The sequence below is a fragment of the Bellilinea caldifistulae genome, assembly GCF_001306055.1.
GTDB lineage: Bacteria > Chloroflexota > Anaerolineae > Anaerolineales > Anaerolineaceae > Bellilinea > Bellilinea caldifistulae.
In genome coordinates this window covers 77,654-101,749 of the sequence record NZ_LGHJ01000017.1, presented here as the reverse complement: position 1 = coordinate 101,749, position 24,096 = coordinate 77,654, and the positions used below count along the sequence as shown (strand labels likewise).

The window sequence follows — 24,096 nt, the reverse complement described above, 5'->3', positions numbered from 1 at the left end:
AAGGCGAAACGATGCGTCCGCCTGCCGCAGGACGCGGCCCGATGGGCGGCCGTGGGCCATTTGGTGGACATATGATGATGGGAAAGGTGGAAAAAGCCAGAGACTTTAAAGGCACGCTGCGTAAACTGGTGCATTATCTGGATCCTTTCAAAATCACAATAGTGATTGTGATCCTGCTGGCAGCCGGATCAACCGTGTTTTCTATCCTCGGCCCAAAGATCCTCGGTGGGGCTACCACCAAGTTGTTTGAAGGCTTGCTGGCGCAATTGAGCGGCACCGGCAGCATTGATTTTGCCGGTATCGGCCAGATTTTGTTGACGGTTTTGGGGTTGTACCTGTTCTCCTCTGTCCTCAGTTACCTGCAAGGCTGGCTGATGACCGATGTGGCCATCACCGTCACTTATCAACTGCGCAAGCAGATCATGTCAAAAATTAACCGCATGCCGTTCCGTTATTTCGACGGCACGACCCATGGAGAGGTGCTCTCCCGTCTGACCAATGATGTGGATACCGTCAATCAGACTCTCAACCAGAGCCTGACCCAGATCATCACATCCTTTGTCACGGTGGTCGGCGTGCTGGTGATGATGCTGACCATCTCGTGGCAGATGACACTGGTGGCACTACTCATCGTGCCGCTCTCCTTTGTAGTGGTAATGTTCATTGTGCGTAATTCTCAGCGCTTCTTCACCCAACAACAGGAATTTCTGGGGAATGTCAACGGTCATGTTGAGGAAATGTTTGGCGGCCATGTGGTCGTCAAAGCCTTCAACGGTGAAGAAAAAAGCATCCGTAAGATGGCGGAATACAACAACCGCCTGTATGGGGCGGCCTGGAAAGCTCAGTTCTTCTCCGGCATCATGATGCCGATCATGTCCTTTATCGGTAATCTGGGGTATGTCGGTGTGACCATCCTCGGCGGATGGCTGGTTATCCGCGGCTCCATCGCGATTGGTGATATTCAGGCTTTCATCCAATACGTGCGCTCGTTCACCCAGCCAATCACCCAACTGGCCAACATTTCAAATGTGCTGCAACAAACCGTGGCGGCAGCTGAACGGGTGTTTGAATTTCTGGAAGAAGAGGAAGAAGTGGCTGATACCACTTCGCCGGTGAAACTGGAAAAAGTGCGCGGCGAAGTTGAGTTCCGCAATGTGCATTTCTGTTACTTGCCTGAAAAACCCGTGATTCACGGTTTTTCGGCCCACATTCAACCCGGTCAGAAGGTTGCCATTGTTGGGCCGACCGGTGCGGGTAAAACCACCATCGTTAAACTGTTGATGCGTTTTTATGATGTTCAGGAAGGCGAAATCCTGATTGATGGAGTGGACATCCGCCGCTTCAGTCGTGAGGATTTACGGCGCATGTTTGGCATGGTGTTGCAGGATACCTGGCTGTTCAACGGTACCATCCTCGACAACATCCGCTACGGGCGGGAAGATGCCACCGAAGAAGAAGTCATTCGGGCTGCTAAAGCTGCCCACGTGGATCACTTTGTGCGTACCTTGCCGGAAGGTTATCAAATGGTCATCAATGAGGAAGTGACCAACATCTCGCAGGGACAGAAACAATTGCTGACAATTGCACGCGCTATTCTGGCGGACCCGGCCATGCTGATTCTGGATGAGGCTACCAGCTCGGTAGATACCCACACCGAACTGCTGATTCAAAAGGCGATGGATACCCTGATGCAGGGGCGCACCAGTTTCATCATTGCTCACCGCCTTTCTACCATCCGTAATGCCGATCTCATTCTGGTGATGCGTGACGGCAACATCGTCGAGCAGGGAACTCACGAGGAATTGATGGCGAAAAGTGGTTTCTACGCCGACCTGTACAACAGTCAGTTCGAGCCGCTTGAAGCGGAGGTTGCCCTCGCCTCGTAAAGTTAAGTTAAAACTCCAAGCAAAGAACTGCACATCGCCAACAGCGGTGTGCAGTTCTTTTTTGGGGGGATTGGATGCTTTTTTTTACTGATAACGCATCATCAGGGCTTCCAAATCCTCATCCAGTGCCTGTAAATCTTCTTCGTGTTCCACTTCCTGAGAAAGAATCGTCAGTACCATGTTGTAAGTGACCGGATCTTTGTCCTTAACAATTTCCAGCAGTTTGGTGTAAACCCCAATGGCGCATTGTTCGCCGTGAATGTTTTGCGCCAGAATCTTCTTGACGAAAGGATCGGTGGGGGCATCATACCCACAATTGCTTTCTTTGAACCAGTCTTGCGGGGTGACTAATGGCGTGCCGCCCAACTGGATTATGCGCAGGGCAAGCATATCGGCGTGAGCCAGTTCTTCGCCGGCATGCAGCAAGAGTTCGGCTGCAACGGCATCCTTCATCGGCCCGCGAACAATTTTTGCGCCCAGCCAGTATTGATAATACGCCAGCCACTCATCGGCATAAGCCTTATTCAGCAGGGTGAGCAGCTCATCTACATTCATTCCAACGATTTCACGTCCTTTGGTTCCCATTTCTTCCTCCTGAGGATAGGATCTTGCTTTCATTAACCAGTGAAAAGGAATTTTCCATATTATTATAGGATCGAGGGCATTGGGCTGATTAGTGTCAAAAGTCACATTTGGCTGATTTGCCAAAATCAGGATGAATGTCCGAAAGTGGCGGATAGATAACGCTTTCCAGAAAGGGCAATACTCCATATAATTAGCCCGCTTTTGAAAAATGTGGTTGAGATAGAATGAGGTTTTACCCATGCAATATTCAAGTTCTCCCAAAATTTCAGTGGGGCAAATGCTGCGGGCTTTGTTGACCCCGGCGGCGTTTTCCCGCAAGACATTACAGGAATATTTGCTGGTTGCGCTTGGGGCATTCATTCAAGCGCTTTCAATGCGCCTGTTTCTGGTGCCGGCCCAGCTGGTCAGCGGCGGGGTGAGTGGTGCATCGCAAATCATCAATTTCTTCACGGGCTGGCCGATTGGTTTGATGGTCTTCGTTGGGAATGTTCCCCTCTTTATTCTCGGCTGGCAATATCTTGGTGGAGCGCGTTTTGCAAAGCGCACCGCGCTGGCAATTGCACTGTTCTCCCTGTTCACGGATGGGCTGGTCTGGTTTATTCCGGCCGAGGGGGTGACCAGCGATCTGGTGCTGGACTGTCTGTACGGTGGGATTTTGCTGGGGGTTGGGCTGGGCCTGGTTTATCGCGGGCAGGGTACCAGCGGAGGCAGCGATATTCTGGGGCGTATTCTCAATCACCGGCTGGGCATCTCCATTTCACAGGCCTACCTGATTACTGATACACTGGTGGTGCTGGCCGGTGGTTTTGCGTTTTCGTGGGAGAAAGCCCTGTATGGCTTGCTGGTGATTTATGTGTCCGGTCTGGCGGCAGAGGCAGTTTCGGAAGGCTCGGGTGTGTTCCGCACCGCGTTGATCATTACTCAGCATCCGGATGAGGTTACCCATTCGATTATGAGCGTGCTGGAACGTGGTGTTACAATTCTGCCGGGTACAGGTGCTTACACGGGCATGGAACGGCCGGTGTTATATTGCGTTATCACCCGTTCGGAAGTCAATCCGTTGAAAGAACTGGTACGCGAAATTGACCCGCGGGCTTTCATGGTCATTGGGCAGGCGCACGAAGCTTTGGGAGAAGGTTTTCGCCCGCTGGTTAAAGAGTAGGTTCTATTTCCTCATCAGAAAGGCAAACACCAGCAGAAATTGGGCGATGTGGTAGGCGACCATGATGATCAACCGGCCGGAGCGCGTGGAGCGAATGAAGCGTTGATCGGCCAGCATCCAGTCCGAAAAGTAGAAGGAAATTGCTCCGGCAACCGCCAGCCATGCGGCAGGTAATTGCCAGGCGGGATTCCAGAGCGTGGTCAGGGCAGAATACACCATTGTGCTGATCGCCAGAATGTAGAAAAGAATTGCCCAACGCAGCCGATTGGTGCGGTTTTCAGACGCTAAAGCGGATGAAAGACGCCGGAACGCCAACAGCGCAATGATCAGCAACACTCCGGCGCTGAGCAGATGGTTGATCCCCAACGGGGCAGGGGGTTGGTGAAAGGCGATGATGTAAGCCATCTGCGCCATGAGAAAGGCTGCCAAACCGGCGAGGAAGTAGCGGGGAGGGAGCAGCAGGAATGTATCACCTGCCAGGGAAAAGACCAATCCCATTCCAAACCACACCGAATTTTGCCAGCCGCCGGAGAGGGTGTAGGCAGTAATCAAACAGAGGATTGCCCCCGTTTTGGTCAGCCAGCGCCAGCGGTATTTTTCAAAATATACGGTTGACCAGTCGGATGCGGCGAGGATACCAGCGGCTATGAACCAACCAGCATTCATTGCCCATCTTTCTTGCGGTAATACCCCAGCCAGCGAAGGGCATCCGGTTTATTGCGCCAGTTGGGGTTTACTTTGACTTTTAATTCCAGGAACACCCGCCGGCCGCTCATGGCTTCGATTTCCTGCCGGGCGCTGCTGCCAATCTTTTTGAGCATTTCGCCGCCTTTGCCAATCACAATCCCTTTGTGGGATTCGCGTTCCACGAAAAGAGTGGCGTGGATGTAAGCCCCCTCCTCGCCGCGTTCGGTATATTCATCAATCCGCACGGCAATGGCATGGGGAACTTCGTCGCGCAGGTGCAGCAAGGCTGCCTCACGAATGAGATCGGCAGCAATTTCCCGCTCGTACAAATCGGTGATCTGGTCGGGGTCGAACAGCGCTTCACTCACCGGTAAACGGCTGATCAGGGCCTGCATGAGTTCATCGCGCCCGTCCCCGCGGGTTGCGGAGAAGGGGATTACCTGTTCGAAAGAGTAAAGGGCCTGGTATTGGTCGGTGCGCTCCGTCAACAGGTCTTTGTTGAGCAGATCAATTTTGTTCAGACCGAGCAAAACGGCGGGTAAGCCGTTGATGGATTTCAACCGCTCCGAGATGCGCAAATCTTCAGGGGTTGGCAAGACAGAAGCATCCACCAGCCACAAGATTACATCCGCATCCTTCAGCGCATCTTCGGCGACTTGATTCATGTATTCGCCCAGTTTGTGAACCGGTTTGTGCATTCCGGGGGTATCCATGAAAATCAACTGAGCTTCCGGCAGGGTCAAAATACCCAGCTGCCGCTGCCGGGTTGTTTGCGGACGGGGGGAAACCGCTGCAATTTTCTGCCCCATCAGGGCGTTCATCAAGGTGGATTTTCCAACGTTCGGACGGCCAATCAGGGCAATGTAACCTGCCCGATAAGATGTTGGCGAGGTTTCATTCATTTTGAGTTGCCTCCGCAGGAGTTTTTCTCCAACCAATTGGTGAATTGACGATTGCAACGCCGCTGATGATCAACAAACCACCCAAGAGGATGCGCCAGTCCAGTGCTTCCTGTAAAAAGGTGACCCCTAAAACCACCCCAACCAGCGGGAAAAGGTAGGTAACCAGCGTTGTGCGGGTTGGCCCGACTTCTTTCAACAACCCATAGTATAACACGGTGCCGATGCAGGTAGCCATGATGCCCAGCCAGAGGATCGCCAGCCAGGTCATGGGCAGGCGCGGCAAGCTTAAGCTGCCTTCCAGCCCAAAAGCCAGCCCCCAGACGGTCAGGTTGGCAAAAAAGTTCTGCCCAAGCGCTTGAACGACCGGGGCAAGGTCAAATGTGCGCCGACGGGCAAAGATGATGGCGACCGCATACGAAAGAGAAGCAGCCAGCACCCCCAGTTGTCCCCACCGTTCGCCGGTCATGGCTGTGCCTAATTCGTCGGACACCAGCACTACCACCCCAGCGAAACCGGCCAGCAGGCCAAGGGCTTTGGGGAGGGTGATGTGGTCATCCTGCACAAAAATTTGCGCCAGCAGCATGGTGAAAAGCGGGGCGGTCGAGTTGAGGATGGCTGCCATGCCGGAGGTGACATGCTGCTCGCTCCAGGTGATCAGCAGAAAAGGCAACGCAATGTTGAAAACCCCTAACACCAAAAAATCCCAGCCGTTGGCAAGTTTGGGCAAGCGCGGGCGGGTGATGAACAAGAGAACGAGCAGGCCGACCAGAGCCACACTCAACCGTAAGGCGGTGAAGGTGAGGGGAGTTAATTCTTCCAGACCAATTTTGATCCATAAAAAAGTTGCGCCCCACACTACGCCCAGATAAAGAAATTTCAGCCAGGATTTTAAGGTCAAGCGATTCCCCGTTCAGTAGTTGGTGGTTTGGTCAATTAACCCTCTTTCGCGGGCTTGATGATCGCAATAACGGAAGATGAAGATGCTGGCAATTCCAAACACCAGCGAAGAGGCGGCAAGGATGAGCAGTAAATCTCCATTGCTCAGGGCTGTGAAGGTAGGGAAGGCTTCAGCAACTGCCCCGACCAGTGAACGGCGGATTAATTCCAGCCAGTATGTGATTGGCAGCAGATAGCCAATAGGCCGCAGCCAGTTCGGCAACACCTCGAGGGGGAAGATTGCCCCTGTGAAAAGGAACAAGCCGCCCGCGACCACATCCCCAATGTAGTAGGAATGGCGGGCGGTCATCAAGGTAATGCCGGCTAAGATGAGTCCGCTGAGCGCCAGCATGAGCACACCCAAAAAGAGAGCCACCAGGAAAAGCGGCCAATCCACCCGCGACCAGTCTAATGGAACATTGAGGAATAACACCCCGGCAGCGATGGTAATGACCACGCCAAAAGTGCCCACAATGAACTTGGCGACTGCCCGTCCAAACAGGTAAAAGGGGATGTTCACCGGGGCGGTGTAGATGTATTTCAGGGTACGGTAGTGTTCGCGGTCGTCAATAATCGTCCACGAAACACCGGTCAACACAGCCGGAACGTACTGATAAAAAGCGTTTCCAAGGTACAGGTAAGCAAAAACCGGGGAGTCAAAATTACCCTGAGTGACGATGGAGTACATCAGCACGAGGATAGCCGCCCCGGCAACCGGCTTGATGGTGGAGTAGGTGGCGAACAGAAACGGGTCGGTCCAGTTGGATTCGATTTGCCAGCCGAGCCAGGAGGCGGTCAGGAAAGAGCGCAGATTAACGGATTTTTGGACGGATTTTTGCATGGGGGCACCTTTCATCGGCGGTTTTCGGTCAGGCGGCCTTCACGCACGGCAAGCCGTTCTACATAAGCCAGCAGGTAACGGGCGGCAGTTACAAAGGTGACCGAAAGGATGACCAAAATACCAATTTCGGTTTCCACACTCAAAAAGCCGAGGGTCGGCCCACTGGCAAAGACCAGCTGACGCATGGCATCCAGCCCCAGGGTGAGGGGAATGACCGAGGCAGCCGCTGCTGCCCAAAAACCCAGATTCTTAACCGGAAAATACATCCCGGAAACCAGATAGACCGGCTCCATTGCCAGATTGGCGAGGTGCCAGGCTTCGCGGCTGAGCAGCAGGAATATGGATGCACTCATCATTCCCAGCCCATACAGGGCAACCATGCTCAGTGAAAAAACGGCAATCAGCTGCCAGAAGGATGAAACGGCGTAAGTTACATTGAAAATCAAGCTGCCGACAGCGATAATGGCAATGGCTCGTAAAAGGGTGGCAAATAAGCCGCCAACTGCCATGCCGAGCAGGATAGCCATCATCGGCGCCGGTGAGATGATGTAGAGCGCCAGATTGCCCTGTTCCTTTTCCCAGTACAACTGACTGGACATGCTCCATAAAACATTCATCCAGAAAGCGGTCATTGCACCGCCGACAACCACAAAACCGACATAATCTTCCGGGGCGCCGATGGCGCGGTAAACAAATACATAGGCGGCCACGCTGAGCAAGGGCAAAAAGACGTCGAAGAACATCCACGAACGCTCCCGCTGCATACCCACTACTCGCGGATAGGAGCGCCCCACCACGGTCATCAGGAAAAGCTGCCAGCCGCTGCGTTTCTTTTCAATCGGCGGGAACAGCGACATTTTCTACCTCCTCCATGCGTTGCCCAACCAGCTGAACGAAGACATCCTCCAGGGTGGGTTCGCGTTTTTCCAGCCGCAGAATGCGGGCAGATTGAGCGGTCAGTTCATAGATGATCTCGGAGAGTACGGCTTCTTCCTCCAGACTAATTTCCAGGCGCAGGGAGTCTTCCTCCGGGGACTGGTGGAAGTGTTTTACCCCGTTGATGCGAAGGAAGGCATACTCATCCAGCAGGCGGGAGGCATCCACCCAAACCTGAAAGAAGATCTCGTGCCGCAGGTTTTGCTTCAAGCGTGCCGGCGTGTCACATGCCAGCACCCGTCCTTGATTGATGATGGCAACCCGGTCGCAAAGTTCCTCAGCTTCGACCATGTAGTGGGTGGTCAGCAGCAGCGTGCGGTGCGGATTTTCGTCCATCCAGCGGCGGATGAACGAGCGCACATCCCGCGAAGCGCCCACGTCGAGCCCAAGGGTGGGTTCGTCAAGGAAGAGCACCTCCAGATCCGTCAGAAAACCGCGGATGATGTTCATCTTTTGGCGTAAACCGGTGGATAGATCGGAGGATTTGGTGTTGAGTCGGTCGGCGATGCCGACTATCTCTGCCAGTGTTTTGATGCGCCGGTTGGCCTCGGCGCTGGGAATGCCGTAAAACTGGGCAAACATCCACAGGTTTTCACGCACGGTCAGCAAGCCGTAACCGGAAGTCTCACCGCCGGAGACCATGTTGATGCGTTTTCGGACTTCAGCCGGTTGTCGGGTCACGTCCAGACCGGCTACCCAGGCCCGCCCGCTGGTGGGGGAGAGCAGGGTTGTCAGGATTTTGATCAGGGTGGTTTTACCGGCGCCGTTCGGGCCGAGCAGTCCGAATAATTCCCCTTCCCGAATTTCGAGGTTGACATTTTCGAGGGCGAGCAGTTCGCGCTGTTTTTCTTTGCGGTTGTTACGGATTTTATAGATACGTCCCAGGTTTTCAGTTTTGACGGCTAGGTTTTGGCTCATGGAATTTTCTCCAAATCAGACCAATTTCGTTAAGTGCCTGTAAGGTTAGCGTAGGTCAAGCGTAGGATTTGCGTCAAGCAGTGGAACAAAGTTTCCTGTATTATTGTAATCGAAAAGGGCGACTTCTCTTCTTCTCCTCCTTAAAAAGCGTGCCGGGGTCGGCGTCCCCGGCACGCTGTGATTCTACTATAAAACACAATCCAGACTATTGAGACATCTCTCAAATTCAGCTGATCACAAGGCAATTTTCAAGTCTATCAATGTGATATAGTGTAGATACGGTAGTACCTTTGACTTATCAGTTGATTTTTCTCTCGCCAATGCCGGTTCCGCTGGCTGTTCTGGTTGGCTTTTTCCTTACGCAGGCAATTACTTTGGGTATGCAAATTGGCTCTAAAAGGGAAACATTCGTAGGTTGAATCAAAACTGGCGATTCGCTGAAGTGGTGGAATTTCACCGCCAGGCTGGTATTGAAAAACGGCTTGGAAGCAGGAAACTTTGAGGAGTTGGAGTAAAAGGAAAAAATAATGGAATTAAAAGTCGTCGAGAAGAATAAACAACGTATTGTCGAAGTTCTTTCAAGCGAAGTTGTTATTAAAACACCGCAGGACGCTCTGGATCTGATTGCGGAAGTGGGTGGTTACGAAGCAAATGGTGTCATTTTGCAGGAACATCATTTCACACCGGATTTTTTTGAATTACGGAGCGGAGTTGCGGGGGAAATTTTACTGAAGTTTTCCAATTACCGAGTCAAAATGGCTGTAATTGGTCAATTTGAGAAATACAAAAGCAATAGTTTACGGGCATTCATTCGCGAAAGTAATCGCGGCAGAGAGGTATTCTTTGTGCCGGATCGAGAAACTGCCATTAGCAAAATTGCCGGGTAGAGAGAATCTTATACCTGTAATCGAATTGAGAAAGTTTTCCCTAATTCATCAAAAAAATGTCGGCAGAGTCAGCCAGTACAGGATTGAAGTAACCAGGCAGGAAAGCAGCATAACCGGCAGGCCACGTTTGTTCCATGTTTGACTGGTGATTGGCAGGCGGGTTTTTTCCGAAAGACCAACCACAACCACATTGGCTGTCGAACCGATGATTGTGCCGTTTCCTCCTAAGCCGGCACCAAATACCAGCGCCCACCACAAAAAAGAGGGATTTGAACCGGGTAAAACCAAATGCTGAATGATGGGGATAAGCGTGATGGTGATCGGGATGTTATCCACGATTGCAGAGAGTAGTGCTACCGACCACAACAGGATCAAACCGGCCAGAGCGGGTGAGAGTGAAACCAGCTGGACAATCAGGCTGGTGAAAATATCCAAGACGCCGGCTTGTTGAATGCCGCCGATCATAACAAACAAACCGGCAAAGAACAGCAGAATTTCCCACTGGATGCGTTTCAGTAAATCGCTGATGTTGGGTCTTATCCAGATTAAAGCAAGGGAAGCAGCAGCCAGCGCAATGATTGCCGGGCGGATTTCAAGCAGTTCTTCTAGAAAAAAGAAGATGACCGCAATTCCAATCACAATCAGGGCTTTTCGGGCGGTTGGCTGATCGGTGTAGGCATCCTGCGGGTTGAGGGATTGAACTGCTTCCGCATTGGGAGAGGGCTGGCGGAGTTCCTTGCGAAACATCCAACTCAGCATCGCATAAGCCGAGAACCACACCACGATGATGAGGGGGAAACTGTGAACGATAAAATCCACAAAGGTAAATCCTGCTGCCGAAGCAATCAGCACGTTGGGCGGGTCACCGACCAGTGTGGAAATGCCGCCGATGTTGGAGAGGATGGCTTCGGAAATCAAAAAGGGCTGAGGGGAGAATCCTAAAATTTCACAGATCAAAATGGTGACCGGCGCAATCAGCACCACGGTGGTGACGTTATCCAAAAACATCGAGACCAGGGAGGTTACCAGCGCCAGCAGGAAAAGCAGCAAGCCGGCTTTGCCTTTGGACATTTTTCCGACCCACACAGCCAGAAACTCGAAGAAGCCGGTCGGTTCCAGCATGGCAACCAGCAGCATCATGCCGAACAGCAACCCCAAGGTGTTGAAGTCAATCGAGGAAAGCGCCTGAGCTTCGTTGTAGAAACCCAGGATTAACCCAGCAATGACCATCAAAACTGCACCTGCCACAGCGACAATGGTACGATGAAGTTTCTCGCTGAAAATCAAAGCAAGGCAGCCCAAAAAAAGAAAAGCCGAAACGGCGGTAGAAAGCGAAAATGTCATCGGCTGAAACCTCAAGAGAGCCAGTAGGAGAGTAGGGCAACACCGATATCCACATGCGAGGCGATGCCCACCAGCCGGCCTTCGTGATCCACTACCGGCAGGTCGCTTAAGGCGTGTTTGTGCAAAAGAGCCGCCGTACGGAATAAACCGGAGTCTTCATGAACCGAAACGGGTTCAAGAATCAGATCTTCGATCTTCTTTTCAAAAATCTGCGGGTCGGGGCGCTGATTTTCAACTGCACCAAACCCATGCAGAAAATCAAAATCGGTGACCAGATGGATGAAATCCGGCATTCCCATATCAATGACATCCTGCAGGCGTAAAATTCCAACCAGATGATGATCTTCGTTCACTACTGGCAGAGTGCCAATATGATGATCAATGAATAACTGAATCGCCTGACGAAGAGTCGAATTCAGCGGAATGGAGATGACCTCCTTTTTCATCCATCGGGATATCTGGAGCATGTCCCCTCGCTTTCCGGTTTTCAGCGGCTGGCTCATCAAAGGTGAGGGGGCAACCTCAAGATTGAGGTTGCCCGGTTGTTCAACATTAGTGTACCACTTTTTTTCAGGTGGTGGCGCTAACTGGCGGCCAGCAGCAATCCAAATAAGTAACCCGCGCTGGTGCTCATCAAAGCGACCAGAGATACATAGACTGCGGTCTTTTTTCTGCCCATCACGCCGTTTAAGACCAGAATGGATTGGAGCGAAAGTTCAGGATCGGCCAGCAGGTAAGCCAGTAATGGCCCACGTGCCATGCCGAGATCGAGGAACATTCTGGCAACCGGCACTTCCACCAGAGTGGGGAAGTACATGAAGACACCGAATAATACACCCACCAGATTGGCGAATAAGGTATTGCGGCCGGCAATGGTTTGCACCCACACCGCCGGGATAATTTCTTTGGCAATGCCTGCCAGAAAGACACCGACGATCAGCAAGGGGAAGATTTGTTTGACGAACTTCCAGGTTTCCCAAATCCAACCGCTCAGTTCATCTTTGGTGAACGAACGGCTTATCACCGCCCCTAACGCGGTCAACACCAGCGCTTCGCCAATCAGCCGTCCATTAATACCGATGATAATCGAGCCGATTTCCTCTTTGGGCGATGCAACGATGATCGTAAAGGCAATCAGGCCGATGGCAACATACGTCCAGCGGTTGAAGCCGGAAAACACATTTTCAAACCCTTTCCAGGCGGTGAGACCAATGAAAACCAGCAAGATAATCAGCAAAGCACCCTGAAAAGTCAGGTTGACAGCCGAAAGGCTATCCCGCAGCTGAGGGTTGATCTCAAACGGCAGACGGATCTGAGCATAGACGTTGGTCAACAAGTCTATTTGTAGCGTGCCGACGATCAACACGGCTACCAGCAGTAAAAACACTACCCAGATCGCCGGTTTGACCTGCGCCGATTGCTCGAACATCCCCGCTTCGGTCATTTGAAGTGTGCGGGCGGTTTCCTCTTTGCGGAAAATCCACGCCATTGCCAGACCAATGACAATCCCAAAGGCGATGGACAGGACGAGACGCGCTACCGCAATATCAAAGCCGATTGCTGCGCCAGTGTAGGTAATGGCAAGGATGTTGATGGCCGGACCGACGAATAAGAAGGTGATTGCCGGTCCTAAACCGGCACCGCGTTTCCAGATACCAGCGAAGAGCGGCAAGATGGTACACGAGCAAACTGCCAGGATAAATCCGCCGAATGCGGAGGCCGGGTAACTGATCCATTTGGAGGCTTTGGGGCCAAGGTAACGGGTGATGGTCTCTTTGGGGATCATCGAACTCATAAAACCGGCGATGATGAAAGCCGGCACAAGACAGAGCAATACATGAGCAGCCAGATAGTCCAACAGACTGCTCCAACCAGCAAAGAGCAGGGATGAAAGGGTGTTGAGGATTGAGTCCATAATGCGGTTGGTAATTCCTTTTCTTATGCAGGATTTTGAATATTAATTTCCCAATAAAAATGGCACCAGATTGCTCCGGCCAATTCACATCAACAATCAATCCCGATTAAGGGCGAGGAAGGCTTTCGAGCTCGCCGCTGGAGATTCTTTGCGTCTACACTTTGGACAGTCACACTCATGTGGTTCAGCAAGATCATCCCGCTGAACTTGTTCCGGCAGGACGGTACGAATGGCGTCGAGGATCTCGAAAACATCCTTTCGGACGATGCGATAGTAGATATTCCATCCTTCACGGCGGTCCTGGAGAATCCCCGCTTCGCGCAGCACAGCCAGCTGCTGAGAAAGGTACGCCTGCCGAAAACCCAACACGGCTTCCAAGTGGCAAACACATTCCTCTCCCTGACGCAGAACGTCCAAAATCGCCAGACGAGCCGGGTGGGCAAGAGCTTTGAACAACTGAGCCGCTGTCTGAAAGCGGTCTAAAGGATCGCTGGTCATTACATTCAACTCCTTGAATGTAATTGTAAAACATCCGCTGAGAATGTCAAGCGGACAAATGTCATCAAAAAAGATTGAAGGATGGTAGGGTTTTCAGTCCACCGTCAGGGTTTTGCTGAGGTTGCGCGGAAAGTCCGGGTCGTAGCCGCGCCCCACCGACATGTGATAGGCGAGCAATTGGAGGGGCAAAACGCTGAGCAGGGAGGATATTTCAGGGCTGGCTTCAGGGAGGGTGATGACCTCGCTGGCATTGGCGCGCAGACGGGAATCTTCCTGCCCAATGGCAATTGCCCTTCCTCCGCGACAGGTGACCTCGTTGATCCCGCTGACGATCAGGGGTACGTCTTCCGGCCCGGTTACAAAGAGTACCGGATAATTCTCCGTCACGGCAGAAAGTGGTCCGTGTTTGAACTCGGTAGATAACATGCCTTCACAATGAGCGTAGGTGATCTCTTTGAGTTTGAGTGCGCCTTCCAGGGCCATCGGGTAGGTGGCCCCATAACCCAGGCAGTACAAATCGTTCCATGGATTGATTGCCGGGACAATTGCCTCAATCTGGGGTGCGGCTGTATTGAGGGTTGTTTCCATCAGGGCGGGGATGTCTTCCAGCGGGCGGGTGTCCCGGCCGGCAAGACGATAAGCCAGATACAAAAAGGTAACCACCTGATTGGTGAAAGTCTTGGTAGCGGGTACACTGATTTCATAGCCACAACACAAGGGCAGCCAACAGGCGGTTGCTTTGGTGAGGGTTGAGCCGATCACATTCGCCAAGCCCAGACAGGTCATACCCTGGGCTTCGGCAGCCTGCAAAGCATTTAACACATCTTTTGTTTCGCCAGACTGGCTGACAAAAATGCCCACATCTTGCTTATTGACCGCCGGCAGGTATTGGGGGATGAACTGGGGCGCCAGCACCGGAATAACCGCTCGGCCAGCCAGTTGTGCAAAGTACACCGAACCGGCCAGACAGGCGTGGTAACTGGTACCGCAGCCGATGAAATAAACCTGGCGGGCGTTACGGATGGCATCCAGCACCCGTTTTACCTCTGTGCTGCCAGCCAGCATGTGCAATACTTCGCGGGCTACCTGCGGCTGTTCGTGGATTTCTTTGAGCATGAAATGAGCGTAACCGCCCTTTTGGACGGCTTCCATCGTTTCGGTGACCAGTTCGGGCTCGCGTTCAATCAGCCGACCATCCACAACCGAGCGCAATTCGACCCGATTGGCCCAAAGCGTGATGATCTCGCCGTCCTGAATTCGCAGGATTTTTCGAGTAAGGGGCAGAATGGAGGGTAAATCCGAAGAAACACAGGTAAATCCCTCGCCAATCCCAACCACCAAACCGCTACCTTTTTTGATGGCGTAGAGCTTGTCATCGTTAATCCGCCCGATGACGTAGGCGTAATCGCCCTGTAAATCCTGATAGGCGCGGCGGATGGCTTCGATGAAATCAAATCCGCGGTCAACGTAGCGTTCGACCGCATGCACGCACGATTCGCCGTCGTTGTGCGAGCGCACCGTCATCCCCTCTGCCATGAATTGTCGGCGCAGTTCCACATTATTGACCACATTGCCGTTGTGAGCGCCGACCATGTCTCCGTCCGAATCGAGGTGCGGTTGGGCATTGACCTGAGATGGTGCGCCAAAGGTCGCCCAACGCAACTGGGTGATGCCCCGACTGCCGGTCATTTCCGCAAAGTTGTAGCGGGCAGCTACCTCATCCACTTTGCCAACATCTTTCCGTAAATCAATCCGGCTGCCGGAGATGGTAGCAGCCCCTACCGAGTCGTAGCCCCGGTAGGTCAGGCGGCGGGCGGCTTCAATCAGAATCGGGCCAAGAGGTTGTTCTTTTTCGGTTACAATGCCAAATATTCCGCACATAATCTTCCTTTGCGTTCAATGGGTTGGGATTTGAAAACGCTTAACAACGCCAAGTTTATCATAAAGAGTCAGTGATGTTTAAGACATGACTGGTGTGCGGCGGATAAAATCCGTGCTAAACTAAAACCAGATCCTGTGCGGAGAAAAAAATCATCGGGAGTATCCTCATGCTTCTGTGTATTGATATCGGCAATACGAACATAAAATTTGGGCTGTTCGCTGGCGATCAAATGTGCTGTCACTGGCGGATTGCCACCGATCGCAATCGGCTGGCGGATGAATATGCGGTGTTGCTGCTCAACTTGCTGGCCACGTCCGGCCTGGGTGTGGCGGATGTGAAAGGAGTGGCGGTTTCATCGGTAGTGCCGGCGCTTACCCAGGTGTTTGAGGAAATTGCCCGGCGTTATCTCCATCAGGAAGCGCTGATGATCGCCGATGGGGTTGATCTGGGCATGCGCATTAATACCGAATATCCCAAAGAAGTGGGCACCGACTTGATTGTCAATGCACTGGCAGCCCGCCACCTCTACGGCGCGCCGGTCATCGTGGTGGGGTTTGGAACGGCTACCACTTTTTCGGCGGTTTCCAAAGAGGGAAATTTCGAGGGAGTTGCAATAGCACCGGGGATTTTAACCAGCAGTGATTCTCTGTTCCGCGCCACAGCCACCCTGCCCCAGGTTGCACTGGCTCACCCTGTGGCGGCAATTGGAAAAAACACGCTGCAATCCATGCGTTCGGGGATTGTGTTTGGCTTTGCCGAGCTGGTGGACGGCATGGTGCGGCGCATTCGCCGGGAATTGGGCGGGCAGGCACGCGTGGTGGCTACCGGCGGGCTGGCGGAATTAATTGCCCCCGAAAGTCAGACGATTGAAATGGTGGAACCCAATTTAGCCCTGATTGGCCTGCGTTTGCTCTACGAGCGCAACCGCCTCGCCTGAGGCGTACAAATTTCGCCGTAAAATATCGGCAATCGTTAACCTGTGCCGTTCGAGCAATTGCTGATTGATCATCTCGATCTGTTTACGCGGTGAGTAGAATACCTCACTCCATCCATACCCGGCACAGGCTGTATCGGCAATCCAGTTGCCGGCTTCATCCTGTCCCCACCATTGACGGTAGGCCTGTTCCAGGTCGGGGCGGATGTGCAGTTCGGGGATGTTAAAGTGGGCGGAGTAGTAGAAATCCGGCGGCAGAGCATTGAGCAGGGTTTCAAAACTGTGGACGCGGATGTGGATGTTTTCACTTCCGTCACATTCGGTGATGCGGCACAAGCCGCGCAGCGTGGCAAAGGGAGCAATAACTTCTACCCATTGGATGCGCGGAAAACGCTCTTTGATTTTGTTGATCACCTCACGCATGACCAAGCCGCTGGCAATACTGTCGGCAATAAATGCCACGGTGATGTTTTCGTGCTGGATCTTGTTTAAGTCTTTGTCCTTGAACAGTGTCATCTCGACTTTACGGCTGAAAACCGGTACGCTGCTGTCAAAGACATGGTGAGCATCCAGAATCACTTCATCACATAAATAGCCAGAGTTGGCGTAAATGGCTTCGGTGACTTGATACTTCAACCCCTCGCGGGCAATCGGAAAGACAGCGATTTGGGTTTGCTGCTGGCTGGCGAACAGGCTTTGAAAGACGGGTGAAGCCAGCATGGCTTGAATTGCCTGACTGATGAGAAATGAGCGCTGCGAACCCATGATCAACTGGCCGGGAAGGGTCAGGTTTTGAATGACGTGGATTTCTTCCGATTTAAGACCGGTCAAAGCCAGCAAATGGGGATTGGGTCTGGCGGTGTGGGTGTAGATGAATTGAGCAGTAGCCGGGTTGTGGTAGAGAACCAGATCAATGGAGGTTTTATTTTCGAGAATCATCCGGCCAGGACGGTAAAAGCCGCTTCCCTGAGTACCGATGGGGTAGGGAAGCGGCTCTTTCAGGATTACCTGACCTGTGGAGCGACCGGGATCATCCTCCGAAAAGTCAAATGGCAAGATAAATTCACTCATTCAGCACCTCCTGAAAACCCGGCGGGAACTGTTTACAAAAAAGCAGGTGTGGGGCATTCGCCGTTTCGCGATTCCACGACCTGCCCGAATAATTCTATCTCATTTGTGAAAAAAAGTTAAGCCAAAACCGCTCATCCAAATTTTTTTAAGAAGAAAACCCCCGGCTGTTTCGTACCGGGGGTTTTGTAAAAATTTTCTTTGAATGGTTCAAGAGTCAAATGTGCCGGCTACTTCACCATTGACCAGTACGGTGTAATTCCCACTGGGGAATGATCCCAGACTATAGGTCACTTCAAAGGTCTCCAGCATTTGAATGCAAACCTGCTCTGCGTCAACTACCGAATAGACCTCAACCAGAATGTGGTTGTTCTCATCCGGCTGATTGGCTACAATCCGCAACTGGTGGCAGGGGGTTGGGAGGTTGCCCTGCAAAACCAGATTGATTTGAACCGGGTAACTTTCCAAAATCAACAGTTCGGTTGAGTCAATGAATACCTCGCCACGCTGTAAGGCTGCGTCACTTTCGAGCGGCTGGTAGGGGTTGACTTGCGCGGGAGTTTCAGCAGTCCCTTCGGTTGGGCTAACCACCGGTGCATTGGGATCTGCCTCGGCGGGAGTGGCGCAGGCACTCAACAACAACATCAACATCATTCCAATACTCGCTAAAGATAATCGAAACATCGTAACCTCCTTTTTTGTCTACATAATCAGGACGTTGAGGTCAGACCATTGGTTCCCGTTCGGTTCGAAAACTGATATAATTTATGCAATAAATCCATAATGAAAATGAGTCTGAAATCAACCCTTCAATTCACAGTGGAGATTCCGGTTTACCCGGAACGGGTGTACCGTGCCTGGCTCGATAGTTACGAACATGGCCGGTTCACCGGCCGGGCGGCAGAAATCCAACCAGAGACAGGGGGAAGATTTCGTGCTTTGGGCGGTACGGTCAAAAGCCGCTTGACCCGTCTGGTGCCCCATTCACTCATAGAACAAAGCTGGCAGATTGAAGGTTTACCCCTGGAAGAGGACTCCCGCATTTCATTGACACTTCAACCCACATGTACCGGCTGTGAAGTTGGTCTCCATCATCAAGGTGTGCCTTTGGAATGGGGAAAAACCCTGTTGCGGTGGTGGGAGGAGCGGTACTTCCGTCCGCTGAGAACCTATTTTGAGGAAATTGTGGGGGATTATGTGGCAGATATGGGCGACGGCTAAACCGTCTGAGCGGTCAAGAAAATAGGAATTGCGGCTGACCCTATTCCTATTTTGGGTCACAATCAGGCAACGGCTATTTTGCTCCACCCGAGTTGGTGATAATATGAAAAAAATCACCTCTTCTAATGGAGTTAATGCCATGCAAATCGTCACCGATCGGGGTTGTGATCTCTCACCCCAGCAACTGGAGGGGCTGCCTCCGATTCATTATGTGCCGATGAAATTGACCCTGGCGGGGAAAACTTATTCCAGCGGAGAAGACCTCTCCTCTGAAGAATTCTACCGTTTGCTGGAAGAAACTGGCGAATATCCGACCACTTCTCAAGCCGGAACAGGGGATTTCGTTGAACTTTACCGGCGTCTTGCTCAGGATGACCCTGAGATTCTTTCCATTCACATTTCTTCCGGTTTAAGCGGTACGCTGAACTCCGCCCGTGTTGCGGCTGGCATGGTGCCTGAATCTAATGTAACAATCTGGGACACGATGACGCTTTCTGCTCCTGAGGGCTGGCAAGTTGAAGCCGCCGCAAGGGCGATAAAAGCAGGTTGGGAATTGAAAGAAATCATCGCTCTTTTAGAAAAGGTGCGCAACCTTACGGTTGGCTTTTTTACTCTGGATACCATGAAGTACCTCGTTCATGGCGGGCGTATCAGTCACCTGAAGGGGTTGCTCGCCTCGCTGTTGAACATTCGACCGGTCATCTCGGTATCCAAGGAGGATGGGCGGTATGTGACGATGGCTCAGGAACGTACCTTTCGCCGTGCCATACAGCGCATGGCGCAGGAAGTGATTAAGGCGTATCCACAATCCCGGAAACTTCGTTTGCAGTTGATTCATGGGCACAACCCGGCCGGGATTGAGTTGCTGCGTGAAGCCATGGAGAATCTGGTGGAATGCGAATGGCTGCCGCCGGTCACCGTTGGAGCGGTTTTAGGTGCTCACACCGGAAGTTCGCTGGTGGGCATTTGTGCCGGCCCGGCTGAGCTGGCCGACCTGCTCCCCTGAAAATAATCTGATTCACCCCTGTGCTGAAAAACGTTCTCAATCGGTTTGCTGGAAATCCCGGCAAACCGATTGCTAATTTCTAATGGATTTATAAAAATTTTCGGTTGAAAACGGGTTTCATGAAAGACCACTTTGTTGATAAACTTATTAGAAGACTGGAGTGGCGATGAATATCATTGTATGTCTCAAAATTGCACCTGATCCAGAAGATCTGCAAATTGGCAGTGATGGTTCGGTGAGTACCACTCATGCCGGGTGGACAATCGGCAGTTTTGATTTACCGGCTTTGGAAGCGGGTGTCCGGCTGACTGAAATGTACGGGGGTAAAGTCATTGCCTTGTCCGTTGGGCCGTCTGCTATCAATCAATCCAAAGTCAGAAAAGATATCCTCTCGCGCGGTGCCGAGGAATTGGTACTGGTGGTGGATGAAGCCTTGCAGGATGCTTCTACTGCTGAAACTGCCCGTGTGCTGGCGACTGCCATCCAAAAAATCGAAAATGTGCAGCTGGTTCTCTTCGGTGAGGGCTCGGCTGATCTGTACTTTCAACAAACCGGTGTACAGGTTGGTGAACGGCTGGGGTGGGTCAGTTTAAATGCCATTCGAGACATTCGGGTGATTGAAGCAGATAAATTGCAAGTACAGAGGGTACTCGAACAGGAGATTCAGGTGATCGAGGTGCCGCTGCCAGCCGCTTTATCGGTAACCTCGGATATCTGTGAGCCGCGGTTGGCTTCTATGCGCGAGATTTTACGGGCGTCCAGAAAGCCGGTCTTGGAATGGTCGCTGGCTGATCTGGGCATCGAAAGCCTGCCGGCTTCGGTCGAAATTCTGGCAGTTCAGGCACCTCCGCGTACTGCCCGGAGGGGAATCATCCTGGACGGTTCGGTTGAGGAAGCGGCCACGATGCTGGTGAATATCCTGAAAAAAGATGGTGTGTTGTAAGGAGACCGCCGATGAGCAGTCAAGCCTGGATATTTGTGGTGAGCGAGGATGTTAACCTGATCGGCGAGCTGGTCAGCGCCGCACGCCGTTTGAACAGGGATGGGGATTTGTCCATTGCGGCGGTTGTTGTGGGCGATTCAACGGCTATCCCGCTGACTGGTACACAGGGGGTTGACCGGATTTACCGGATTGAAAAGCCGCCAGAAGGTTGCCTTGTTGAGGATCTTTTTGACACCTTATGGGAGCTGGTAAATCAGCAAAAACCGGCGTATGTGTTAATTGGGGCAACCACCAGCGGGCGGTTAATCTGCGGCAGGCTGGCCGCCCGACTGGATGTCAGCGCAATCACCGACGTCCGTTCTTTCGACCTTCTCGATGATGGCTTGACAGCACGTCATATGATCTTTGCTGGCGGCGCGGAACGGCTTGAACGTCCGTTGCGTTTACCGGTACTGATGAGTGTTGCCAGGGGGCAGTTTGAGGCAGAGGCTGTTCAAAACCCCAAAACCCCGGAAGTAATTGATCTGCCCTTTCTCGTCCCGGAAAAGAGGTCTGTACTGCGTGAGCGGATGGACCTGCCAGCCGTTTCGGTGAATCTGGCTGATGCCAAACGGGTTGTTTGTCTCGGACGGGGAATAGCTCGTCAGGAGGATCTGGTACTGGCGGAGAATCTGGCAAGGGAATTGGGTGCCGAAATTGCCTGCACCCGTCCTCTTTCTGAGGGGTTGGGCTGGCTCCCGCGCGAACGCTATATTGGAATTTCCGGGGCTTACATAAAGTCGGATTTGTATATCGGGTTGGGCGTTTCTGGACAGGTTCAACATACGGTAGGAATCACCGATGTAAAAGTAATTGTGGCGGTTAATCGCGATCCTGATGCGCCCATCTTCAAGCAGGCAGATTACGGTATTGCGGCCGATTTGTATCAGGTGTTGCCGGCTTTGATCGAGGCAATCCGTGCCGGTTAGGGTAGCCCATGAGCGATGACAAACTGGATGCGATTGTGGTTGGTGCAGGAGTGGCGGGCTGCACGGTGGCGCTCTTGCTTGCCCAGGAAGGTCTGGAAGTGGCCTTGATTGAGCGTGGACCCTTTCCGGGCAGTAAAAATCTCTCCGGGGGTGTGTTGTATGGGCAGGTCCTTCATCAGATCATCCCCAATTTCTGGAAAAAGGCACCAGTCGAGCGGGTAATTACCAATCAAGCGGTTACATTTCTCACCGAAACTGATTCGGTCAGCCTGGATTTTAAAACCCCGTCTTTCCTTCAAAAGCCATATAACGCCGTGAGTGTGCTGCGCTCCAAATTTGACCGCTGGCTGGGCGAGCAAGCCGAAAAAGCCGGGGCAATCCTGATTCCGGGAATCAAAGTGGAACGGCTTATTCGAGAAGAAAATCGCATCATTGGAATTGCGGCCGGGCAGGAAGAAATGTTTGCGGATGTGGTCATTGCTGCAGATGGCGCCAACTCTTTTCTGGCACAGGAAGCGGGATTACGCCAACGAATTCCTGAAGAACATGTTGCAGTGGGAATAAAGGAAGTAATTGCCCTGCCCCAAGAGGTGATAGAAAATCGCTTTCGGCTCGAAGGAAATGAGGGAAGCGCCTTTAATATTGTGGGTTCTGCAACCCAGGGAATTGCCGGTGGAGGTTTTCTTTATACAAATCAAGAGAGTATTTCCATCGGGCTGGTCATTCAACTGGCGGATTTGGTGCAGCGCCAGAAAAAAGTTAGCGAGATTTTTGACCAGTTTTTAAACCACCCGTGGATCGCTTCGCTGATCAAAGGGGGAAAGGTGGTCGAATATGGAGCGCATCTGGTGCCTGAAGCGGGTTTGAAGATGATTCCGCGCTTGTTTATGGACGGAATGGTGGTGATCGGTGACGCTGCTGGTCTGACAATCAACAACGGATTTTGGGTGCGTGGCATGGATCTGGCAATCGGCTCGGCAATTGCGGCGGCCGAAGCGGTAGTCAAAGCCCATCAAAATCGGGATTTTAGCGCGGAGAGTCTGGCGCTCTATCGCCAGAAGCTGGAAGAGAGTTTTGTCATGGCGGATTTAAGGACTTATGCTCATGCGCCGCACTTCATGCAAAACGCGCGGTTGTACAAACGCTATCCGCAAGTGGTAAGCGAGGTATTTCGTCAGATTTATCAGCAGGACGCCAGCCCTCATCAACCGCTGAGACAGATTGTCCGCGATGCGGTTCGCAGCAACAACCTGAGTTTATTGGATTTAGTTAAAGATTTTTGGAATGGAGGCCGGGCTTTATGAATCGCTTATCGGTAACCGAAAGACTTGCCTTGAACAAGTATGAATTGGATGATGGTCATCCGCATATTATTGTCAATAATGAAGTGTGCGAAGCGGAATGTAAAATTCGGGCATGTTTGTTCGTTTGCCCGGCCAATGTTTACAGCCAGCAAAACGGTAAAATTGTTGCGGATTGGGCCGGGTGCCTGGAATGCGGTACCTGTACGGTTGCCTGTCCGCCGGAGGCATTGCACTGGGAATATCCCCGTGGCGGTTTTGGCATCCTCTACCGTTACGGGTGAGGGCTGAATTTAGCGGGGGAATTTCAGGGGTAACGGTCTTGCCTTTTCTGGTAAACTGGTCACGGAAAGCTTTCCACCAGCATTCACCTGCGTTAAGGAGGACGTATGCCTGCCAGAAGAGCCATGTTGTATGTGCCCGCCGATGATGTACGGAAAATCCACAAAGCGGCTGGTCTGGATGTAGATAGCATCTGCCTGGATATTGAGGACGGCGTGGCGGTGAACCGTAAGTCAGACGCGCGTGAAAATATCCCCGCTGCGCTGCGCACGATCAATTTTGGACGTTCTGAGCGGCTGGTGAGGATTAATCCACTCGGATCGGGATTGGCTGAAGAGGACTTGCGGGCTGTACTATCCGCTCAGCCGGATGGAATTGTGTTGCCAAAAGTGGAGGGGGCAGATGAGGTAAGGTGGGTTTGTCAACATATTGCTGCCGCCGAACACGCCAACGGTTGGAAAAGCGGTTCCATTGGACTGCTGGTATTAATCGAAACGCCCCAGGCGCTATTGAATTTGCGGGAGATCTGCACGGCAGACCCCCGCTTGCAGGGGTTGATTTTCGGCGCGGAAGATTTTACAGGAAGCATTGGAGCCAGCCGCAGCCGCGATGCTCTTGAATTATTGTATGCCCGTAGCACGGTGGTCATCCATGCCGCGGCATTCAATTTGCAGGCGATGGATATGGTGTGGTTAGACCTTCAAGATTTAGAAGGACTAAGGCGAGAGGCACAGGCGGGAGCGGCGATGGGATTCACCGGTAAGCAAATCATCCATCCCAATCAGGTTCAACCGGTGCAGGAAGCCTTTACTCCCTCGGAGGAAGCCATCCAATCTGCCATGCGAATCATCGAGGCTGCGCAGGTCTATCAGGAGGCAGGTAAAGGGGCTTTTAGCCTGGATGGTAAGATGGTGGACGCCCCGGTCATCAAGTCTGCCCTGCGGGTTCTGGAACGCGCCAGAGCCGCTGGAAAAGCCGTGTAACCCAGCGCAAT

General features: G+C 52.4%; 25 protein-coding genes. 11 read left to right on the top strand and 14 right to left on the bottom strand.

Annotation, left to right across the window (positions count from 1 at the left end; all coding sequences use genetic code 11):
• Window positions 1-11: 11 nt before the first annotated feature.
• Window positions 12-1,886: an ABC transporter ATP-binding protein gene (locus AC812_RS11620; protein WP_061919010.1), complete on the top strand. Its 1,875-nt coding sequence runs from the start codon at window positions 12-14 to the stop codon at window positions 1,884-1,886.
• An 84-nt stretch (window positions 1,887-1,970) separates the two neighbouring features.
• Here the strand turns inward: AC812_RS11620 and AC812_RS11615 are convergent, their stop codons facing one another.
• The gene (locus AC812_RS11615; RefSeq protein ID WP_061919008.1) at window positions 1,971-2,471 is read right to left on the bottom strand and encodes a ferritin-like domain-containing protein; all 501 of its coding nucleotides are present in this window, start codon (window positions 2,469-2,471) and stop codon (window positions 1,971-1,973) included.
• 238 nt (window positions 2,472-2,709) lie between these two features.
• On the opposite strand from AC812_RS11615, the gene AC812_RS11610 reads away from it, so the two are divergent.
• Window positions 2,710-3,633: a YitT family protein gene (locus AC812_RS11610; protein WP_061918649.1), complete on the top strand. Its 924-nt coding sequence runs from the start codon at window positions 2,710-2,712 to the stop codon at window positions 3,631-3,633.
• 3 nt (window positions 3,634-3,636) lie between these two features.
• Here AC812_RS11610 and AC812_RS11605 read toward each other — a convergent pair whose 3' ends face one another.
• The 6 genes from AC812_RS11605 to AC812_RS11580 are packed head-to-tail and all read right to left on the bottom strand — an operon-like array spanning window position 3,637 to window position 8,853.
• A complete protein-coding gene (locus AC812_RS11605; protein WP_061918647.1) occupies window positions 3,637-4,299 on the bottom strand; it encodes a lysoplasmalogenase in 663 nt (220 codons plus the stop codon).
• A complete protein-coding gene (gene era / locus AC812_RS11600; RefSeq protein ID WP_061918644.1) occupies window positions 4,296-5,222 on the bottom strand; it encodes a GTPase Era in 927 nt (308 codons plus the stop codon). Before era ends, AC812_RS11605 begins: the two co-directional genes overlap by 4 nt.
• Window positions 5,215-6,120 (bottom strand): DMT family transporter, encoded by a 906-nt coding sequence (locus AC812_RS11595; RefSeq protein ID WP_061918642.1) that lies wholly within the window; start codon window positions 6,118-6,120, stop codon window positions 5,215-5,217. The genes era and AC812_RS11595 overlap by 8 nt, the downstream gene beginning before the upstream one ends.
• 12 nt (window positions 6,121-6,132) lie before the next feature.
• Window positions 6,133-6,999 carry an ABC transporter permease gene (locus tag AC812_RS11590; RefSeq protein ID WP_169787302.1) on the bottom strand — a complete coding sequence of 289 codons (867 nt, stop codon included), beginning with the start codon at window positions 6,997-6,999 and terminating at the stop codon, window positions 6,133-6,135.
• A gap of 11 nt (window positions 7,000-7,010) precedes the next feature.
• The gene (locus AC812_RS11585; protein WP_061918638.1) at window positions 7,011-7,856 is read right to left on the bottom strand and encodes an ABC transporter permease; all 846 of its coding nucleotides are present in this window, start codon (window positions 7,854-7,856) and stop codon (window positions 7,011-7,013) included.
• Window positions 7,834-8,853 (bottom strand): ABC transporter ATP-binding protein, encoded by a 1,020-nt coding sequence (locus AC812_RS11580; RefSeq protein WP_061918636.1) that lies wholly within the window; start codon window positions 8,851-8,853, stop codon window positions 7,834-7,836. Before AC812_RS11580 ends, AC812_RS11585 begins: the two co-directional genes overlap by 23 nt.
• Before the next feature lie 527 nt (window positions 8,854-9,380).
• Here AC812_RS11580 and AC812_RS11575 point away from each other — a divergent pair.
• Window positions 9,381-9,740: a DUF4180 domain-containing protein gene (locus tag AC812_RS11575; RefSeq protein WP_061918634.1), complete on the top strand. Its 360-nt coding sequence runs from the start codon at window positions 9,381-9,383 to the stop codon at window positions 9,738-9,740.
• 48 nt (window positions 9,741-9,788) lie between these two features.
• Here AC812_RS11575 and AC812_RS11570 read toward each other — a convergent pair whose 3' ends face one another.
• From AC812_RS11570 to glmS, 5 genes are all read right to left on the bottom strand, one after another.
• Window positions 9,789-11,084 (bottom strand): ArsB/NhaD family transporter, encoded by a 1,296-nt coding sequence (locus AC812_RS11570; protein WP_061918632.1) that lies wholly within the window; start codon window positions 11,082-11,084, stop codon window positions 9,789-9,791.
• Between the two features lie 11 nt (window positions 11,085-11,095).
• Window positions 11,096-11,551 (bottom strand): CBS domain-containing protein, encoded by a 456-nt coding sequence (locus tag AC812_RS11565; RefSeq protein WP_169787301.1) that lies wholly within the window; start codon window positions 11,549-11,551, stop codon window positions 11,096-11,098.
• Between the two features lie 116 nt (window positions 11,552-11,667).
• Window positions 11,668-12,999 (bottom strand): permease, encoded by a 1,332-nt coding sequence (locus AC812_RS11560; RefSeq protein ID WP_061918628.1) that lies wholly within the window; start codon window positions 12,997-12,999, stop codon window positions 11,668-11,670.
• 96 nt (window positions 13,000-13,095) lie between these two features.
• Entirely contained in the window at window positions 13,096-13,497 is a 402-nt protein-coding gene (locus tag AC812_RS11555; RefSeq protein ID WP_061918626.1) for an ArsR/SmtB family transcription factor, read from the bottom strand.
• A 93-nt stretch (window positions 13,498-13,590) separates the two neighbouring features.
• On the bottom strand, window positions 13,591-15,378 hold the full coding sequence (gene glmS / locus AC812_RS11550) for a glutamine--fructose-6-phosphate transaminase (isomerizing) (RefSeq protein WP_061918623.1): 1,788 nt from the start codon (window positions 15,376-15,378) through the stop codon (window positions 13,591-13,593).
• Between the two features lie 167 nt (window positions 15,379-15,545).
• Between glmS and AC812_RS11545 the strand changes: the two genes are divergently transcribed.
• Window positions 15,546-16,316 carry a type III pantothenate kinase gene (locus AC812_RS11545; RefSeq protein WP_061918621.1) on the top strand — a complete coding sequence of 257 codons (771 nt, stop codon included), beginning with the start codon at window positions 15,546-15,548 and terminating at the stop codon, window positions 16,314-16,316.
• Here the strand turns inward: AC812_RS11545 and AC812_RS11540 are convergent.
• Window positions 16,266-17,384 carry a hypothetical protein gene (locus AC812_RS11540; RefSeq protein WP_061918619.1) on the bottom strand — a complete coding sequence of 373 codons (1,119 nt, stop codon included), beginning with the start codon at window positions 17,382-17,384 and terminating at the stop codon, window positions 16,266-16,268. The genes AC812_RS11545 and AC812_RS11540 overlap by 51 nt on opposite strands.
• Window positions 17,385-17,591: 207 nt before the next feature.
• The gene (locus AC812_RS11535) at window positions 17,592-18,065 is read right to left on the bottom strand and encodes a hypothetical protein (RefSeq protein WP_061918617.1); all 474 of its coding nucleotides are present in this window, start codon (window positions 18,063-18,065) and stop codon (window positions 17,592-17,594) included.
• A 105-nt stretch (window positions 18,066-18,170) separates the two neighbouring features.
• Between AC812_RS11535 and AC812_RS11530 the strand changes: the two genes are divergently transcribed.
• From AC812_RS11530 to AC812_RS11500, 7 genes are all read left to right on the top strand, one after another.
• Window positions 18,171-18,602 (top strand): SRPBCC domain-containing protein, encoded by a 432-nt coding sequence (locus AC812_RS11530; RefSeq protein WP_169787300.1) that lies wholly within the window; start codon window positions 18,171-18,173, stop codon window positions 18,600-18,602.
• A 103-nt stretch (window positions 18,603-18,705) separates the two neighbouring features.
• Window positions 18,706-19,608 carry a DegV family protein gene (locus tag AC812_RS11525; protein WP_061918613.1) on the top strand — a complete coding sequence of 301 codons (903 nt, stop codon included), beginning with the start codon at window positions 18,706-18,708 and terminating at the stop codon, window positions 19,606-19,608.
• 166 nt (window positions 19,609-19,774) lie between these two features.
• Complete coding sequence (gene fixA, locus AC812_RS11520; RefSeq protein ID WP_061918611.1) at window positions 19,775-20,551, top strand: putative electron transfer flavoprotein FixA; 777 nt, start codon at window positions 19,775-19,777, stop codon at window positions 20,549-20,551.
• Between the two features lie 11 nt (window positions 20,552-20,562).
• Window positions 20,563-21,519, top strand: a complete 957-nt coding sequence (locus AC812_RS11515; protein ID WP_061918609.1) for an electron transfer flavoprotein subunit alpha/FixB family protein — start codon at window positions 20,563-20,565, stop codon at window positions 21,517-21,519.
• Between the two features lie 8 nt (window positions 21,520-21,527).
• Window positions 21,528-22,823, top strand: coding sequence for an FAD-dependent oxidoreductase (locus AC812_RS11510; protein ID WP_061918607.1), 1,296 nt, complete (start codon window positions 21,528-21,530; stop codon window positions 22,821-22,823).
• A complete protein-coding gene (locus AC812_RS11505) occupies window positions 22,820-23,104 on the top strand; it encodes a ferredoxin family protein (RefSeq protein ID WP_061918605.1) in 285 nt (94 codons plus the stop codon). The genes AC812_RS11510 and AC812_RS11505 overlap by 4 nt, the downstream gene beginning before the upstream one ends.
• A gap of 105 nt (window positions 23,105-23,209) precedes the next feature.
• Window positions 23,210-24,085 (top strand): HpcH/HpaI aldolase/citrate lyase family protein, encoded by an 876-nt coding sequence (locus AC812_RS11500; RefSeq protein ID WP_082149179.1) that lies wholly within the window; start codon window positions 23,210-23,212, stop codon window positions 24,083-24,085.
• Window positions 24,086-24,096 lie beyond the last annotated feature (11 nt).